The organism is Streptomyces sp. 13-12-16, assembly GCF_002114215.1.
Taxonomy (GTDB): Bacteria; Actinomycetota; Actinomycetes; order Streptomycetales; family Streptomycetaceae; genus Streptomyces.
In genome coordinates, this window is the sequence record NZ_NCTE01001362.1 from 652 (window position 1) to 1,174 (window position 523).

The 523-nt window shown below is 75.1% G+C and carries 1 pseudogene; it reads right to left on the minus strand.

Features of this window, described 5'->3' with window-relative positions:
• Positions 1-423, minus strand: a pseudogene (locus B7767_RS40915) (precorrin-3B C(17)-methyltransferase); the annotation flags it as partial.
• Positions 424-523 lie beyond the last annotated feature (100 nt).

Genomic DNA, 523 nt, shown 5'->3' on the forward strand with positions numbered 1-523 from the left:
CAGGGCCCGTGACACGGCGGCCACGTTCCCCTCCACCGGCAGGCCGAGGGTGTCCAGGCCCGGCAGGCGGACCGCGTCGGTCGCCGTCGTCACCACCGGCTCGGCGCCCAGCACCTCGCCGACCGCGCGGGCCAGCTCGTTCGCCCCGCCGCCGTGCCCGCCGACCAGCGACACCGCGAACCGCCCGCCCTCGTCGACACAGACGACACCGGGATCGCTCGCCTTGTCGTGCAGCAGCGGCGCCACCAGCCGCACCACGGCCCCCGTGGCCAGGAAGCACACGAGCTGCTCGCACTCGGCGAACGCGGCCCGTACGGCATCCGGCACGGGACCTTCGTACACGCGCGTACGGTCCGGCCACACGGCGGCCAGCCGGTCCCGCGCGGCCGCTCCGGCGGCCGTGGCGGAGATGAGGCCGATCACTTCTCGACTCCTTCTTTGTGCGCCGGGAGCCGGACGCCCCACAGCAGGAAAACGGGATTGGTCGCCGCCAGCCGGGTCACGTCACCCGGCAGCGGCGCGA